The sequence below is a fragment of the Sphingomonas sp. BRN-1R genome (assembly GCF_057748035.1).
This window is the reverse complement of sequence record NZ_CM173236.1, coordinates 360,848-376,629: the sequence shown is the minus strand read 5'-3', so window position 1 is coordinate 376,629 and position 15,782 is coordinate 360,848. Positions and strand designations below refer to the sequence as shown.

16 protein-coding genes are annotated in these 15,782 nt (G+C 69.4%); 8 read left to right on the top strand and 8 right to left on the bottom strand.

The genetic code is table 11. The features are described from left to right. Window positions 1-8: 8 nt before the first annotated feature. Window positions 9-1,334, top strand: a complete 1,326-nt coding sequence (locus tag AC3ANX_RS01770) for an ammonium transporter (RefSeq protein WP_488335336.1) — start codon at window positions 9-11, stop codon at window positions 1,332-1,334. A gap of 254 nt (window positions 1,335-1,588) precedes the next feature. Here the strand turns inward: AC3ANX_RS01770 and AC3ANX_RS01765 are convergent, their stop codons facing one another. Together AC3ANX_RS01765 and AC3ANX_RS01760 are read right to left on the bottom strand one after the other, a co-directional pair. Continuing rightward, on the bottom strand, window positions 1,589-2,071 hold the full coding sequence (locus AC3ANX_RS01765) for a GNAT family N-acetyltransferase (RefSeq protein WP_488335335.1): 483 nt from the start codon (window positions 2,069-2,071) through the stop codon (window positions 1,589-1,591). A gap of 4 nt (window positions 2,072-2,075) precedes the next feature. Next, window positions 2,076-3,422 (bottom strand): NupC/NupG family nucleoside CNT transporter, encoded by a 1,347-nt coding sequence (locus tag AC3ANX_RS01760; protein WP_488335334.1) that lies wholly within the window; start codon window positions 3,420-3,422, stop codon window positions 2,076-2,078. Window positions 3,423-3,586: 164 nt separating this feature from the next. Here AC3ANX_RS01760 and AC3ANX_RS01755 point away from each other — a divergent pair, with 164 nt between their 5' ends. Continuing rightward, a complete protein-coding gene (locus AC3ANX_RS01755; protein WP_488335333.1) occupies window positions 3,587-4,258 on the top strand; it encodes a queuosine precursor transporter in 672 nt (223 codons plus the stop codon). Between the two features lie 6 nt (window positions 4,259-4,264). Here the strand turns inward: AC3ANX_RS01755 and AC3ANX_RS01750 are convergent, their stop codons facing one another. After that, window positions 4,265-6,298, bottom strand: coding sequence for a putative bifunctional diguanylate cyclase/phosphodiesterase (locus AC3ANX_RS01750; RefSeq protein WP_488335332.1), 2,034 nt, complete (start codon window positions 6,296-6,298; stop codon window positions 4,265-4,267). A gap of 120 nt (window positions 6,299-6,418) precedes the next feature. On the opposite strand from AC3ANX_RS01750, the gene thiL reads away from it, so the two are divergent. Then, window positions 6,419-7,330, top strand: coding sequence for a thiamine-phosphate kinase (gene thiL, locus AC3ANX_RS01745; protein ID WP_488336860.1), 912 nt, complete (start codon window positions 6,419-6,421; stop codon window positions 7,328-7,330). 126 nt (window positions 7,331-7,456) lie between these two features. Next, a complete protein-coding gene (locus AC3ANX_RS01740; protein WP_488335331.1) occupies window positions 7,457-9,574 on the top strand; it encodes a sodium-translocating pyrophosphatase in 2,118 nt (705 codons plus the stop codon). 3 nt (window positions 9,575-9,577) lie between these two features. On the opposite strand, the gene AC3ANX_RS01735 is transcribed toward AC3ANX_RS01740, so the two are convergent. Next, window positions 9,578-9,931 carry a response regulator gene (locus AC3ANX_RS01735; protein ID WP_488335330.1) on the bottom strand — a complete coding sequence of 118 codons (354 nt, stop codon included), beginning with the start codon at window positions 9,929-9,931 and terminating at the stop codon, window positions 9,578-9,580. A 267-nt stretch (window positions 9,932-10,198) separates the two neighbouring features. Between AC3ANX_RS01735 and AC3ANX_RS01730 the strand changes: the two genes are divergently transcribed. Beyond that, window positions 10,199-11,599 carry a DEAD/DEAH box helicase gene (locus AC3ANX_RS01730; RefSeq protein WP_488335329.1) on the top strand — a complete coding sequence of 467 codons (1,401 nt, stop codon included), beginning with the start codon at window positions 10,199-10,201 and terminating at the stop codon, window positions 11,597-11,599. Window positions 11,600-11,676: 77 nt separating this feature from the next. On the opposite strand, the gene AC3ANX_RS01725 is transcribed toward AC3ANX_RS01730, so the two are convergent. From AC3ANX_RS01725 to AC3ANX_RS01710, 4 genes are read right to left on the bottom strand one after another with little or no spacing between them, the layout of a single operon-like run. Continuing rightward, complete coding sequence (locus AC3ANX_RS01725) at window positions 11,677-12,276, bottom strand: winged helix-turn-helix domain-containing protein (protein WP_488335328.1); 600 nt, start codon at window positions 12,274-12,276, stop codon at window positions 11,677-11,679. Between the two features lie 43 nt (window positions 12,277-12,319). Beyond that, window positions 12,320-13,240, bottom strand: a complete 921-nt coding sequence (locus AC3ANX_RS01720) for a transposase (protein ID WP_488335327.1) — start codon at window positions 13,238-13,240, stop codon at window positions 12,320-12,322. Further along, the gene (locus AC3ANX_RS01715) at window positions 13,228-14,166 is read right to left on the bottom strand and encodes a hypothetical protein (protein ID WP_488335326.1); all 939 of its coding nucleotides are present in this window, start codon (window positions 14,164-14,166) and stop codon (window positions 13,228-13,230) included. Before AC3ANX_RS01715 ends, AC3ANX_RS01720 begins: the two co-directional genes overlap by 13 nt. Continuing rightward, the gene (locus AC3ANX_RS01710) at window positions 14,163-14,315 is read right to left on the bottom strand and encodes a hypothetical protein (RefSeq protein ID WP_488335325.1); all 153 of its coding nucleotides are present in this window, start codon (window positions 14,313-14,315) and stop codon (window positions 14,163-14,165) included. The genes AC3ANX_RS01715 and AC3ANX_RS01710 overlap by 4 nt, the downstream gene beginning before the upstream one ends. A gap of 122 nt (window positions 14,316-14,437) precedes the next feature. Here AC3ANX_RS01710 and AC3ANX_RS01705 point away from each other — a divergent pair, with 122 nt between their 5' ends. From AC3ANX_RS01705 to AC3ANX_RS01695, 3 genes are read left to right on the top strand one after another with little or no spacing between them, the layout of a single operon-like run. Further along, window positions 14,438-14,872, top strand: a complete 435-nt coding sequence (locus AC3ANX_RS01705; protein WP_488335324.1) for a PaaI family thioesterase — start codon at window positions 14,438-14,440, stop codon at window positions 14,870-14,872. Beyond that, window positions 14,872-15,249, top strand: a complete 378-nt coding sequence (locus AC3ANX_RS01700) for a PaaI family thioesterase (protein WP_488335323.1) — start codon at window positions 14,872-14,874, stop codon at window positions 15,247-15,249. Before AC3ANX_RS01705 ends, AC3ANX_RS01700 begins: the two co-directional genes overlap by 1 nt. Beyond that, the gene (locus AC3ANX_RS01695) at window positions 15,246-15,692 is read left to right on the top strand and encodes a hypothetical protein (RefSeq protein WP_488335322.1); all 447 of its coding nucleotides are present in this window, start codon (window positions 15,246-15,248) and stop codon (window positions 15,690-15,692) included. The genes AC3ANX_RS01700 and AC3ANX_RS01695 overlap by 4 nt, the downstream gene beginning before the upstream one ends. Window positions 15,693-15,782 lie beyond the last annotated feature (90 nt).

Sequence of the window (15,782 nt, the reverse complement as noted above, 5' to 3'; positions counted from 1 at the left end):
GGGTAGCGATGAAACACGGATTGAAGATCGCCGGCGCCGCCGGCCTCGCCGCGCTGGCGTTCGCCGCGCTGCCCGCCTGGGCGCAGGCGGCCACGCCCGCGCCGACCGTCAACAAGGGCGATACCGCGTGGATGATGACCTCCACGCTGCTCGTGCTGATGATGATCGTACCGGGCCTCGCGTTGTTCTACGGCGGCCTCACCCGCGCCAAGAACATGCTGTCGACCATGACGCAGATCGGCGCGGTCGCCTGCCTCGCGATGCTGCTGTGGGTGATGTACGGCTATACGATGGCCTTTGGCGACGGCGGCAACGACTTCGTCTCGGGCTTCGGCAAGGCGTTCCTGAAGGGCATCACGCCCGATTCGACGGCGGCGACCTTCACCGCCGGCGTCGCCATTCCCGAATATGTCTTCATCTGCTTCCAGATGACGTTCGCGGCGATCACCGTCGCGCTCGTGCTCGGCTCGGTGGTGGAGCGCATGAAGTTCTCCGCCGTGATGGTGTTCGGCGCGGTGTGGCTGACGATCGTCTATTTCCCGATCGCGCACATGGTGTGGGCTTCGGGGGGGCTGTTCTTCAAGGCGGGCGCGCTCGATTTCGCGGGCGGCACCGTGGTGCACATCAACGCCGGCGTCTCGGCGCTGGTTTCCGCGCTGATCCTCGGCAAGCGTATCGGCTATCCGACCGAGCGCATGGCGCCGCACTCGCTGACGATGACCGGCATCGGCACCGGCCTGCTGTGGGTGGGCTGGTTCGGCTTCAACGCCGGCTCCGCCCTCGAAGCGAACGGCTCGGCCGGTCTCGCCATGATCAACACCTTCGTCGCGACCGCCGCTGCGGCGCTGGCGTGGATGCTGGTCGAGCGGGCCAACGGCCACAAGGGTTCGGCACTCGGCTTCTGCTCGGGCATCGTCGCCGGCCTCGTCGCCGTCACCCCGGCTGCGGGCAATTCCGGGCCGTTCGGCGCGATCGTCCTCGGCGCGATCGCTTCGGTGGTGTGCTATTATGCGGTCTCGTTCCTGAAACCCAAGCTCGGCTATGACGACGCGCTCGACGCATTCGGCGTCCACGGCATCGGCGGCATGATCGGCGCGGTCGGCACCGGCATCGTCTATGCCCCGACGCTCGGCGGACCCGGCAAGCCCGATTTCAACATGGGCCATCAGGTGCTCGTCCAAGTCGAAGCGGTCGCTACGACGATCGTCTGGGCCGCGATCGGCACCGTGATCGCCATCTTCATCGCCAAGGCGCTGACCGGCCTGCGTGTCTCCCCCGAAGTCGAGCTGGAAGGCCTCGACATCGGTGAGCACGGCGAGCGCGCCTACAACTGATCCAGATCGGGGCGGGCCCGAGACGCTCGCCCCCCACCGCGTTCCTCCTGCGGACGACCTTAGGCCGGTGCGGCGACGCACCGGCCTTTTTTTTTGCGCGCGTCACAGGATGCGGATCGTCGCCCCCCGCTGTTCGGAAAGCCGCGCCAGCCCTGCACCGATAGACGGTGCACCGGGCAAGCTGGCGAAGGCGGCGGAATGGCAGCCGGGCTGCCGGGCGAACCGCGCGGCGATCCCCGGCCGCGGCCGCCACCTCACAGCGTGCGGAACATCACCAGCGCATCGACCGCGCCGAGCGTGGGATGCGCGAACGCACCCGGCAGCGTGCCGACGACCGCGAATCCGCAGGACTGCCACAGCGCCACCGCCCGCGCGTTGCTCGACACCACGAAGTTGAACTGCATCGCCCGGAACCCTGCCGCCCGCGCCCGCTCCAGCGAATCCGCGCACATGCCCCGCGCGACGCCGCGTCCGGTTGCCTCGGGCGCGGTCACATAGCCGCAATTGGCAACATGCGCGCCGCCGCCGGCCTGATTGGCGCGCAGCGTGTAAGTGCCGAGGATCGTGCCGGCATCCTCGGCGACGAACACCTGCTTGCCCGCCGCGAACCAATGATCGAGCGCCGCCGCCTCGGTCATCTCGCGGTCGAGCGCATAGGTCTCGCCCGCGCGAATCACCGGCGCGAGGGTCTGCCAGATGCGCGCGCGATCCCCCGCCGCGGCCGGGCGGATCGCCACGCCATCAGGCGACCAGCAGCCCGGCCAGCGCCGCCGACATCAGGTTGGCGAGGCTTCCCGCCGCCAGCGCGCGCAGGCCCAGCTTGGCGATCATCGGGCGCTGGTTGGGCGCGAGGCTGCCGGTCGATGCCATCTGGATCGCGATCGAGCTGAAATTGGCGAACCCGCACAGCGCGAAGGTGACGATCGCGACGGTGTGCGGGCTCAACCCCGGCATCTTGCCAAGCTGGTCGAACGCGACGAATTCGTTGAGCACGACCTTGGTGCCGAGCAACCCGCCCGCCGCCTGCGCTTCGCTCCAGGGTATGTTGAGCAGCCACGCCACCGGCGCGAACACCACGCCGAGGATTTCCTGGAAGCTCAGCGCCGCGTGGCCGAACATGCCGCCCACCGCGCCGAGGATACCGTTGGCGAGCGCCACCAGCGACACGAACGCCAGCACCATCGCACCGACTGCGACCGCGATCTGCACGCCGGTGCGCGCGCCCTCGGCGGCGGCTTGGATGACGTTGGCGGCGCGCTCCTCATGCGGCGCCTCGACCGCGCGGATCGTCTGGTCCTCGAGGTCGATCGCGGTCGCGCCGTCGAGCGCGGGGTCGCCTTCGGGCAGGCGTGGATCGGGCATGACGATCTTCGCCATCAGCAGCCCGCCCGGCGCCGACATAAACGACGCGGCGAGCAGATACGGCAGCGCGCCTGGGCCCAGGAACAGCGCATAAGCGGCGAGGATCGTCCCCGCCACGCCCGCCATGCCCACCGTCATCACCGCGAACAGTTGCGAGGGCGCGAGCCCGGCGAGGTACGGGCGGATCACCAGCGGCGCCTCGCTCTGCCCGACAAAGATGTTGGCGGCCGCGCACAGCGACTCGACCTTGCTGACGCCGACCACCCGCTCGATCGCGCCGCCGATCCAGCGCACGACGAGCTGCATCACACCGATATGGTAGAGCACCGAAACCAGCGCCGCGAAGAAGATGATGACCGGCAGCGCCCCCAATGCGAAGGCATGCGCGGGATAGACGCAGTGCGCAGCGGCGGTGTCGAGCGGCTGGTGCGCGCCCGTCCCGAGCGGCTGTGCGGTCGTCACCACGCACGCGGGGTTGGTGAGATCGCCGAAGATCACCCGCGTTCCCTCGCCCGCATAGCCGAGCAGCGCGGACACGCCTTCGGCCATGCCTTGGATGATCTGCCGCCCGATCGGCACGTACAACACCAGCACCGCGATCGCGACCTGAAGCCCGAACGCCGCGCCGACCACGCGCGGCCGGATCGCGCGCCGATCGGAGGAGAGCGCGAGCGCGATCAGGAGGATGACGACGATGCCGGCGATGCCGGTCAGGAATTTGGTCATGCGGTTCGTTCGCGCCCATGCGTCGGGACGCCGCCCCCGGGCGCCCGTTTTCGCCCGCACCATACAGGCGCGATGCGGTCGCGCCAGAGCTTAACGTCGCGTGCGGCGACGGCGTCCGGAGCCAACCCTTTGACGCGCGTGCGAAACGCGGTAGCGTCGCGCGGATGCAAAAGCCGCCTCTCGCGATCCCGCGCTCGCTCTTCGCCTTCTCGATCTTCTACGGCGGCATGGTGTGCATCGCCGGCGTACTCGGCAACAAGCAGGTCTCGCTTGGCCCCATCTCCGCGATCGGGCCGATGCTGGGGCTGGGGCCACTCGCGATCGAGGCCGGCATCGCCGCGTTCCTGCTGCTCGTCATCACCTCGAGCGCGGTCGCCGAACTGCACGGCGGCGCGGTCGCCACCCGGCTGGTGCGCTTCGGGTTCGTGCCGCTTGTCGTCTCGGTGCTGCTGTCGCTGCTCGTGCTGGCGCTGCCCGCCGCGCCCGACATGACGCCCGAGCGGCAGACCGCGTTCGCGATGATGATGGGCGGTACGCCGCGCATCTGGCTGGGCGGCATCATCTCCTACGGCATTTCGCAGACGCTCAACGTCACCCTCTTCTCGATGCTGAAGGGGCGCGAGGGCAGCAGGATGCTCTGGCTGCGTGCGGGCGTGGCGAGCATTCTCAGCCAGATCGTCGACACGCTGCTGTTCGTGACGATCGCCTTTGCCGGCGTGTTCCCGATCGGCGAGCTGCTGATCGGGCAGATGATCGTCAAGGTGCTGCTGTCGGCGGTACTCGTGCCGCCGCTGATCTACGCCTTCGTCGCGCTCGGCCGCCGGCTCGATGCCTGAGCGCGGTCAGCCGGCCGCGGCGCGGCGCGGCGCGGTGGGCGTGTGGCCCTCGGCCTGCGGCTGCGGCATCGGGCGACCCATCAGATAGCCCTGCCCCATCGCGCACCCTTCGGCGCGCAGGATCGAATATTGCTCGGGCGTCTCGATCCCCTCGGCCAGCACCGGGATGCCGAGCGTCTTGCCGATCGCCAGCACCGCGCGGACGATGCCGAGCGCCTGTCCGCTCTGCTCGATCCGCGCGACGAAGCAGCGGTCGAGCTTGATCTTGTCGAACGGGAACGAGCCGAGCACTTCGAGCGAGGAATAGCCGGTCCCGAAATCGTCGAGCGCGACCGCCACGCCGAGCGCCTTGATCCGCCTGAGCGCGTGCAGCGCCTGGGTGCGATCGGCCATGATCGCCGATTCGGTCAGCTCGATCTCGAGCCGCGCGGGCGGCAGCCGCGAGGCCATCAGCGCTTCGTGGATACGCTGCGGCAGGTCGGGTTCGGCAAGCTGGCTCGGCGAGACGTTGACCGCGACCTTGGGCGATCCGCTCCACTGTGCGGCATCCTCGCACGCCTGGCGCAGCGCCCAGTCGCCGAGCGTGCCGATCAGCCCGTGCTTCTCCGCCGCCGGAATGAAATCGGCGGGAGAGACCGCGCCCCGCACCGGATGATGCCAGCGCGCGAGCGATTCGTAGCCGACCAGAGTGCCGTCGGCGAGGCTGGTCTGCGGCTGGTAATAGAGCTGGAGCTGACCACGCTGGATCGCCAGCTTGAGATCGGAGGCGAGCGAGCGCTGCTTGCGCACCGCCTCGTCGACGCAGCCGTCGTAGAAGCACAAGGGCGTATCGCCGGTGGCACGGTGGCGCGCCAATGCGGCGTTGTTGACCAGCATGTCGGCGGACTGCGAATCGTCCGGGTAGATCGCCACGCCGACCGAGGCGGCGATCTCGACGCGCACGCCCTCGATCTCGATCGGCGCGGAGCAGGCGGTGCGGATGCGCGCGAGGAAGTCGGCAAGCTCGGGCCGCGAGGAGAAGCGCTTGAGCGCGCCGAACTCGTCACCGGCCAGCCGGGCGACGCGCTCGCCCTCGTCCACGCCGTCGCTCAGCCGCGCGGCGACGGCACGCAGCACGAGATCGCCGAACAGGTGGCCGTAGGAATCGTTGATCGAATCGAACCGGTCCATGTCGATCGAGATCACCGCGAACCGCGCCTGCGTCTCCTGCGCCCACAGGATCTTGCCGGCGAGATGCTCCTCGAAGCCGGCGCGGTTGGGCAAGCCGGTGAGCGGATCGGTGAGCGCCATGCGGCTGAGCTGCGTGCCAAGCGTGCGCCGAAGTTGCTGGTCGATCAGCCAGCTCATCGCGCCCGCCGCGATCACCACCAGCCCGACCAGCGCCGCCGCGATCGCCATGACCGCGGTTTCCGCGCGCGGCGCGCGCGCAAGCAGCGGCATCGGATCGATCGCGGTTACGCCGGTGAAATGCAGGCTGGAGATGGCGGCCACCAGCAGCGGCGCGGCCCAGCGGGCGGAAAGGTGGCGCACCGTACCGCGCGCCGTCGCCAGCGCGAGCGCGCCGAGCGTCAGCACCAGAGCGACCGACGCGGCGACATAGACGGCCTGCCCGCGCGCGATCTCTCCAACGTCGAACGCCATTGCGCCAAGATAATGCATCGCCGCGATGGCGAGCCCCAGCACCGCACCACCCGCCCAGCTCGCGCGCCGATCGGTGCGCAGCGCGGCGATGGTGAAGCCGGCATAGGCGCCGCCGATCGCAATCAGCAGCGACACCGCCGCCATCACCGGCTCCTGCGCATCGGGCACGATGGCGACATAGGCGAGCGTGGCGACGTAATGCGTGCACCAGATCGCGAACCCGGCGACCACGGCGGCGAGGAACAGCCAGCCCATCCGCTCCAGCCCGCGCGTTTCCACGCCGCTCGCACGCACGAACAGGCGCATCGCCGCCACCGATCCGGCGACGCACAGCAGCGCGGCGAGCAGCAGCAGGGCGTGGTCGTGCTTGCCGCCGATGCAGGACAATACGGCGATCATCGTGTGCGGTACTTCCCTGTTCTTCCCGTTGCCGTCGTGGCGTTCCCCTGCCTTATAGGATCGTTTATGCCCGGAGTGGGCAGCGGGCAGGGAAAAGCGACGGGTATGAGCGGGAGCGGCATGAGCGAGCGCGCCTTTATCGAGGCTCTGCGCGGGATCGCGCGAGACCCCGCCGCGCGTGGCCTTACAGACGATGCCGCCGTGTGCGCGCCGCCCGTCGGTGCGCTGGTGCTGACTCACGACATGCTGGTCGAGGGCGTGCATTTCCTCAGCTCCGACCCGGCAGGCGACGTGGCGTGGAAACTCGTCGCGGTGAACCTGTCGGACCTTGCCGCCAAGGGCGCGGCTCCGATCGGCGTATTGATGGGCTATGGCCTGACCGGCGACGCGGCGTGGGATGCTGCCTTCCTTGCCGGGCTCGGCGCGGCGCTCGCGGCGTTCGACGTGCCGCTGCTCGGCGGCGATACCGTCGCGCAGCCGGCCGGCGATGCGCGCGTGCTCGGCCTCACCGCGCTCGGTACGGGCGGCGCGGTGGTGCCGGGTCGCACCGGCGCGCGGGCGGGCGACGCGCTCTACGTGACCGGCACGATCGGCAATGCCGGCGCTGGGCTGGCGATCGCGCGTGGCGGCGCGGGGGACGCCGCATTGCTCGCCGCCTACCGTCGCCCGCAGCCGCGTCTCGCCGAGGGCCGCGCGCTCGCGCCGGTGGTGAGCGCGATGATGGACGTGTCCGACGGGTTGCTGATCGACGCCGAGCGGATGGCGGCGGCAAGCGGGCTGGCGGTGGAGGTCGACCTTGCAGCCATACCGTTGTCGGCACCCTTGCGTGCGCTCGGCGATGATCCCGCGGCGCGGATCGCGGCGGCGACGGCGGGGGACGATTACGAATTGCTGTTCGCGGCGACCGACGACGCGGCGCTGCCTGTGGCGGCGACACGGGTCGGGCGGTTTTCGGCGGGTGCGGGGCTGACGCTCGTCGATGGCGCGGAGCCGGTCGGGCTGCCGGGGCGGCTGGGGTATCTGCACGGCTGACCCGCCCATTCGTCCGGGGTGGTCAGGGTGTTGCCATCGTCTCACGCAGGTCTATACCTGAACCCATGAGGACGGAGGCGGCCACGCAGCCGACCATCCGCCCCTGACATTAGGGGAAGGATCAGCATGACGATTGTCTATGCCGCCATCATCTGTGGCCTGATTGCCGTGGCCTACGGCGTCTTCACCAGCGGGCAGGTGCTGCGCGCCCCGCCCGGCAACGACAGGATGCAGGACATCGCCGCCGCCATCCAGGAAGGCGCCAAGGCGTATCTCGGCCGGCAATATCGCACCATCGCCATCGTCGGCCTCGTCGTGGCGATCATCCTCGCAGTGACGCTCGGCATCGTCTCGACGATCGGCTTCGTGATCGGCGCGGTGCTGTCGGGGGTGGCGGGCTATGTCGGCATGAACATCTCGGTGCGCGCCAACGTCCGCACCGCCGAGGCCGCGCGCACCTCGCTTCAGGGCGGGTTGACCCTCGCCTTCCGCTCGGGCGCGGTGACGGGGATGCTGGTGGCGGGGCTCGGTCTGCTGGCGATCTCGGGGTTCTTCTGGTATCTGGTCGCGGTCGCGCACCACGCCCCGGCCGACCGCGTGATCGTCGAGGCGCTCACCGCGCTCGCGTTCGGCGCATCGCTGATCTCGATCTTCGCGCGGCTGGGCGGCGGCATCTTCACCAAGGCGGCCGACGTCGGCGCGGATCTGGTCGGCAAGGTCGAGGCCGGCATTCCCGAGGACGATCCCCGCAACCCCGCCGTCATCGCCGACAACGTCGGTGATAACGTCGGCGATTGCGCGGGCATGGCCGCCGATCTGTTCGAAACCTATGTGGTGACGCTCGGCGTGACGATGATCTCGATCGCGCTCGCCTTCAAAAACGCCGACCAGTTGTTGGCGCTGATGACGTTGCCGCTGATCGTCGGCGGGGTGTGCATCCTCACCTCGATCGCCGGCACGTTCATGGTGCGTTTGGGGAAGGGCACGATCATGGGTGCGCTCTACAAGGGGTTCTGGACCTCGGCTTTGCTGTCGGTGCCCGCGATCTATTTCGCGACGCACTGGGCGCTGGGCGACCTCTCCGCACCGATCGGCGCGAACGGCTTCCTCGATCCGCAGGCTTCGGGCGGCATCACCGGCATGAGCCTGTTCTGGTCGATGATGATCGGTCTCGCCGTGACGGGCCTGCTGGTGTGGATCACCGAATATTACACCGGCACCAACTATCGCCCGGTCCGCTCGATCGCAAAGGCGTCCGAAACGGGCCATGGCACCAACGTCATCCAGGGCCTCGCCGTCAGCCTGGAGGCGACCGCAATGCCGACGATCGTGATCGTCGTCGCGGTGGTCGCCGCCTATCAGCTTGCCGGGGTGATCGGCATCGCCTTCGCCGCGACCGCGATGCTGGCGCAGGCGGGCATGGTGGTGGCGCTCGACGCTTACGGCCCGGTGACGGACAATGCCGGCGGCATCGCCGAGATGGCCGGCTTGCCCGACGATGTGCGCACCCGCACCGACGCGTTGGACGCGGTCGGCAACACCACCAAGGCCGTCACCAAGGGCTATGCGATCGGCTCGGCCGCGCTCGCCGCGCTGGTGCTGTTCGGGGCGTACACCAGCGATCTCAAGGAGTATTTCACCGGCCTCACCGTCGATTTCACGCTCTCCAACCCCTATGTCATCGTCGGGCTGCTGCTCGGCGCGCTGCTGCCGTACCTGTTCGGCGCGATGGGGATGACCGCGGTCGGTCGCGCGGCGGGCGCTGTGGTCGAGGAGGTGCGCGAGCAGTTCCGCACCAACCCCGGCATCATGGCGGGCACCAGCCGCCCCGATTATGCGCGCACCGTCGATCTCGTCACCAAGGCGGCGATCCGCGAGATGATCGTGCCCTCTCTGCTGCCGGTGCTGAGCCCGATCGCGGTGTATTTCATCGTGACGTTGGTCGCGGGTCAGGCGTCGGGCTTCGCGGCGCTGGGCGCGATGCTGCTCGGCGTGATCGTCTCCGGGCTTTTCGTCGCGATCTCGATGACGAGCGGCGGCGGCGCGTGGGACAATGCCAAGAAGTTCATCGAGGACGGCAACCACGGCGGCAAGGGCAGCGAGGCGCACAAAGCGGCGGTGACGGGCGACACGGTCGGCGACCCCTACAAGGACACCGCCGGCCCGGCGGTCAACCCGATGATCAAGATCACCAACATCGTCGCGCTGCTGCTGCTCGCCGCGCTGGCGGGCGGGGTGAGCTGACGTCTAGCGAACCGGCGCGACCGTGCGGAACGCAGCGCGCACCATGCCGTCGGCGACCGGTTTGGCGAGAATCGGCGCATCGGGCGCGCACGGCACGCACTGGTCAGGCGATGCGGTGATGTAGATCACCGGCACCGGCCCCATTTCGTCGAGGATCGTCTGGACGGCGCGCGGGCCGGTGCCTTCGCGCAGCATCACGTCGGAGGTGATGACGTCGGGCCGCCGCACGCGCGCCTCGTTCACGGCGTCATCCTCGGTTTCGGCGAACGAAAAACTCGTCGCCCCGGCCGATACCAGCATATCCTGTATGTCGAAGGCCAACAGCGGCTCGTCTTCAATAATCAGAACATGACACATTCTCGCGTCTCCTTACGACCATAACGCAGGTTAAGCCGCATCGGACCCATGGCCGCGCGCGAATTCGGTGCATCATCATTGACTTTTCGCAATGCAGCGAACATATGCGGGGCACCGAGGCGTCTTGCAGCGTGATCGAACCGAGAGGTTCGAGGCTCCGCCCCGGATATTTCGCAAGGCTTCCCTATTCACGCGGGGTGTCGGTTTCCCCCGCCACCCGTGTGCCGTCGTGCGCGCGGGCATGGCCTGATAATGGATTTTCTCCCCATGACTTTCGCTAAACTCGGCCTCGCCGAACCGCTCGTCCGCGCGCTCGAGGCAAAGGGCTATTCGGCCCCCACGCCGATCCAGCAGCAGTCGATCCCCATGCTGCTCGAAGGCCGCGATCTGCTCGGCATCGCGCAGACCGGCACCGGCAAGACCGCCGCGTTCGTGCTCCCCTCGATCCAGAACCTCGTCGCCAACGACAAGCGCGTGCTGCCGACGCACTGCCGCATGCTGGTGCTCGCACCGACCCGCGAGCTCGCCAGCCAGATCGCCGACAGCGCGCGCGAATATGGCAAATTCTCCAAGATGTCGGTCGCGACCGTGTTCGGCGGCGTCAGCATCAACAAGAACCGTCAGGACATGATGCGCGGCGTCGACATCCTCGTCGCGACGCCGGGCCGCCTGCTCGACCTGATCGAACAGCGCTTCGTGAGCCTCGCCACGCTGGAGATCCTCGTGCTCGACGAAGCCGACCAGATGCTCGACCTCGGCTTCATCCATGCGCTCAAAAAGATCGTCCGCATGCTGCCCAAGCAGCGCCAGACCTTGTTCTTCTCGGCGACGATGCCCGCCGCGATCCGTGATCTCGCCGACCAGTTCCTGACCGACCCCGCCACCGTCAAGGTCGCACCGGTCTCCTCGACGGCCGAGCGGGTCGATCAGTTCGTCACGCTGGTGAACCAGTCGGAGAAGCAGGCGCTGCTCACCATCCACCTGCGCAACCCGGAGATCGAGCGCTGCCTCGTCTTCACGCGCACCAAGCATGGCGCCGACCGCGTCGTGAAGCTGCTCGCCGCCAACGGCATCGCGTCCAACGCAATCCACGGCAACAAGAGCCAGCCGCAGCGCGAGCGTGCGCTGGGCGAGTTCAAGTCGGGCAAGGTCAAGGTGCTGATCGCCACCGATATCGCCGCGCGCGGCATCGACGTGTCGGGCGTCAGCCACGTGTTCAACTTCGAACTGCCCAACGTGCCCGAGCAGTACGTCCACCGCATCGGCCGCACCGCGCGTGCGGGCGCGTCGGGCGTGGCGATCAGCTTCTGCGCGGATGACGAGAAGCCGTTCCTGCGCGACATCGAGCGGCTGACCAAGGTCAAGCCGACCCCGCTGCCGCTGCCGGCCGACTTCACCGCCGAGCAGGCGCGCATCAAGGCGGCGCGTCCGGCCGGTTCGGACACGCCCGAGCGCCGCATCGACGATTCGGGCCGTCACCGTCAGGGCCCGCGCGCCACGCACGCGGCGCGCCCGACCGGCGAGCGCCCCGCCGGTGGCGCTGGTCGCCCCGGTGGTCAGGGTCGGCCCGGCGGCCAAGGTCGTCCGGGTGGCGGCGGCGGCCGTCCCGGCGGCCCGCGCCGCCAGTCTTCGGGTGGCGGTGGTCGCCGCTCGCCCGCGGCGGGCTGATCCGGGTACAGATCCGATCGGATGATCGAAGGGCAGGTTCGCACGCGCGGACCTGCCCTTTGCTTTATGCGACATCCTCACGGCTCCGGCACCACCAGCCGATACCCGACGCCTTTCTCGGTGAGCAGCATCGGCCGGTCGAACCCGCGATCGAGCCGCGCACGCAACCGCGACACCTGCACCTCCAGCGCGTTTGTGCCGGGATGGAAGTGCAGATCCCACACCGCCTTGCGCAAAGTCTCGCGCGGGACGACCGCGCCTAAGTGACGCGCGAGGTAGAGCAGCACCGCATATTCGCGCGGCAACAGGCCGAGCGGTTGCCCGTCGCGGGTGACGCGACGTTCCACCCGGTCGATCAGCAGCGGCCCGACGCGGATCACATCCAACCGGGCAGAGCGGCGCAGCAGCGCCGCCAGACGCGCGGCGATCAACGCGTCGCTCGCGGCGGCAGGCACCGCATCGTGCGCGCCCGCGTCGAGCGCCTGTGTCACCGCGTGATCGTCCCCCTCCACGACATGGAGTGTCGGCAGGTGCGCAGGGCAGGCCGCGCCCGGAAAGCGGAGCGCGACGCTCGCCGCGGCCGCCCGTCCACCGGCGGCGACCAGCCGCACGCCGCGCGCGACCGCCTCCGCCGCCAGACCGGCCCGCACGCCGCCAAAGACCAGAGCTTCGTCCACCTCGGCGGCAGGCTACCGCCGAAATCACCAAAATGACGGAGACTCACACCGTTCCGGATGCGTCTGTTCCTGCAAGCTGCGCGAGCCGCAGCCGCGCATGTCCGGCGACATAGTGATCCGGATCACCCGCCGCCGCCTCGAACAGAGCCGTCCGCGCGGAGCGATCGTCCAGCACCGAAGCCAACGCAGCAAAGGCCGTCACGCGCATACGCGGCTCGGCATGACGCGCGGCAAACTGCTGCGCGAGCGCGGCACCACCCTCGCCGCCCAGATGCGCGGCTAGCGCGACCAGCCCCTCCGCCGGCGCGGTGGTGAGTCCGGCCGCGATCGTTCCCGCATCCACGTCGAAGCGGAACTGCTCGCGCCACGCCTGCCCGACCTCGTAGAACAGCACGTTGAGCGACACCGAAAAACGGTCGGGCGGCAATTGCACATGCACGTCGCGCCGCGCGCGGTAGAGCATCAGCTTGCCGGGATCGAGCCGCGACCGCTCGACGAAGCGCAGCCCCGCTACCCCGCCGGGCACCCCTGTCACCGCCGACACATCATAGTCGTAATAATCGCTCCAATAGCCCGGGCCGTCATAGCCATAGGTCAGGAACGAGAAATTGTGGTCGTGGGGCAAATCATAGAAGAACGGCGTGGTCCCGCTCGCGCGCACCACCGCATCGGCGCGCGCCGGCCAGAAATTGGCGCGCAGCAGATAGCGGCCGGTGGGTGGCCTCAGCATGAAGACCTGCGCGCCATAGGCGTTGCCCTCGACCTGCCCCGCGCAGCGCCGCTCGAGTTCGGCGATGACGAGATCGCCCAGGAAACGCGGGTTGCGCCCGAGCCGCGCCAGCAGCGGGCCGAGCGCGGCAAGCGAATCCTCGTCGCGCGGATCGAAGTCCGCCACGTCGAGCGCCTCGGCGAGATCGTCCAGGCCGATCGCCGCACCGGTGTCGGGTGCGATCACGCGCGGCATGGCATCGCCTCGCGCGTGTCCGGGATCAGCGCCAGCGTCGCGCGGGCGGCGGCGCGCACCTCCTCATGCGGATCGCCCGCCGCCATCTCGCGCAGGCGCGGCACCGCAGCGGCGGCGTCGAGCGCGAGCCACTCGCGCATCGCCGGCCAGCGCAGGAAGAAACCGGCATCGCGCGTCGCCGCCTCGAAGCAACCACCGGCATCGGCGCGCCCGGCCAGCCGCAGATAGGCGAGCAGCATCTGCATGCGCGCCGGTCGCTCGTCGAGCATCGCACAGCGCAGCAAAGCGCCGTCCGCAACCGCATATTCGCGCACATACGGCGATGCGCCGGCGCGGATCGTGGCGGTGAGCGTCACCACATCGCGAGTCGCGCCGACCAGCATCTGCCCGTGCGTGCGTCCGTCGAGCCGCACCACCGCGCCGTCCACCAGCGATTCTTCACCAAGCGCGCGGCATGGCGGCGCAGCGACGGCGCGGAAGTCCTCCCCCGCGGCATCCGCCATCCACAGCCGCCGCCGCGCACCGCCCGCACGCACGTAGCGGATCACACTCAGCCGCCCCGAGAGCGTGACGTGCCGCGCCGCTCCCGCCGCTGCGAGCGCATCGGCCGACAGGATCGTCGCGGTCAGCGATATCGCCGGCCGGTCGAACAGCACGATGCTGAAGCGCGCGCCGTCCCGACTTACGACGAACGGCGGGTCGAACAGCGGCTCTGCCTGCATCTCTTCGAGCAGCGGGGCGAGCAGCGCGCCCACCCACGTGTCGTCCGCCAGCACGCGCTCGGCGGCGGCGGCGAGGTGGTCGGCCTCGTCCCCCACGAAGGCCGCGTCGAGCATGCGGAGGACGGGGTGCCCGGCGAAGTCCGCAGCGGCGCGCCTCGATCGCGCCGCCGCCGCGTCGAGCACGGCGCGATCGATCGTCATCATCCGCCCGGCTGGCTCGCCACATGCGCGAGCCCGACGAGATATTCGAACAGATCGTCGCCACCCGACTCGAGACCACCGATGCTGCCCAACGTCCCAACCTGCGTCTCCAGGTGCGCGATACGGTCGATGTCGATTGTCCATTCGGTCATGTTCGTCTCCCCGCGCCCGATTGCGCGAGGCGATAGCTACGGTCGCGGTAGCGGTGGCGGCGAGTTACATCGCTGTAATGCCCCGCTTGCCTGCGGCGGTGCGGCGGTGCGATAGGAGGCGCATGGCACTCCCCGATCCGAGCAGCTTCATCCCCGCCGATTTCGTCGCGATGATGGAAGGGCATCACGGCGGCGCGCTCGGGCTGGAATATCGCGCGCACGGCACCGACTGGGCCGAACTCGCATTGCCCTATCGTGCCGACCTGATCGGCGATCTGTCGCGCGACGTGCTCGCCTCCGGGCCGATCCTCGCGCTGATGGACTCGGCCACCAGCTTCGCGGTGCGGATGAAGGTGGGCGTCGCGCGGCCGCATGCCACGCTCGATCTGCGCATCGACTATGCGCGCCCGGCGGTGCCCGGCCGCACCGTAATCGGCCGCGGCGAATGCTATCGCACCACGCGCGCGATCTCGTTCGTGCGCGGCATCGCGCATGATGGCGACCCGGCCGACCCGATCGCCAATGTCGCGGGCACCTTCATGTTCACGGATCTGTGATGGACGACATCCCTTATGCCAGCCTGCTCGGCGCCGCGATGGTCGAGTGCGATCCGACGCTGCTGACGTTGCCGTTCGGTGGCAATGTGATTGGGCGGCCCGGCTTCCTGCACGGCGGCGCCATCGGCGGATTTCTGGAGGTCGCCTCGATCGTCGCGTTGCGCCACGCGCTCGGCATCGAAAGCGACGCACGGATCAAGCCGATCAACCTGACGGTGGATTTCATGCGCGGCGGCCGCGACAAGCCCACCTTCGCGCGCGGCGTCGTCACCCGGCTCGGCACGCGTGTCGCCAATGTCGATGCGAGCGCGTGGCAGGATGATCCGTCGCGGCCGATCGCGGCGGCGCGGATGAACTATCTGATCGAACGCGCATGAACCCGATCGAGGCGCTGCTCGGCACCGCGCAGGCGGCGCGCCAGTCGGGCGATCTGGCGGCGGCGATCGACCACCAGACCGTCGCGGTCGAGATGCTGCGCGGCGGCTCCAACCCGCTCGCGCTGGCGCAGGCGCTGCGCCACCGCGCCGACATGCTGATCGAGGGCGACCGCGCCGGCGATGCGGAGGCCGACGTGGCGCAGGCCTTGTGGTTCTACGCGCAGGTGCCCGATGCGCCGCCGCTCGACGTGGCCAACGCGGTGCGCTGCGCGGCGACGCAGGCCGAAGCGGTCGGCGACGTGGCCGGTGCGATCGCTTTGTGGCGCGAGGCACGCACGCGCTATGCGGCGCTGAGCGCAGTGTTCGAGGCGATGACCGGCAGCGCCGCCAATCCCGGCGTGGCCGAGGCGACCGCGCGGATCGAGGCGCTGGGCGGGGAGTAACCGTTGCGCCCCAACCGCGGAGGTTGGTGGAAAGCGGACGCGCTGCGCAACAAATCTGCAAATCTGAGATGTAGGGGTCGGCGCCATAAG